At 64.3% G+C, this 409-nt stretch carries 1 pseudogene; it reads right to left on the bottom strand.

The features are described 5' to 3' along the window. Positions 1 to 373: pseudogene (locus tag AC1D0P_RS30755) on the bottom strand (phospholipase D-like domain-containing protein); the annotation flags it as partial. Positions 374 to 409: the final 36 nt, after the last annotated feature.

The raw sequence follows: 409 nt of genomic DNA on the forward strand, positions 1-409 counted from the left end.
GCTCGAACACGGCCTCCGGACCCTCGGGGTCGAGAATCTCATTGTCGGCCAGCCATTCGGCCAGGTCTGAAATCTCCGGCGTGACATAGGGGACCAAGGTGCGTGAGGCGGGTTGCGCCCCGGACGCCCGTCCTGACCTGACGTCTTCGATGGCGCCGATCAGCGAACCTTTGCGATCGACGAGGGCCGCGAAGTCTGCCGCATCGGTGCCAAGATGCTCGGCGAGCAGGTCGCTCCTCAGGTCCAGCAGCCTTTGCGCCAGCGCATCCGACCCGGACGCCTCGAAGGCGACGTCGCACTCATTGTCGAACCGCATGGACCGGTTGTTGAAATTCGACGAGCCGACCCGCATCGCCCGGTCGTCGACGATCATCAGCTTGGAATGGACATAGACAGGCACGCCTTGCGC

It is taken from the genome of Polaromonas sp. P1_G2, assembly GCF_056405515.1.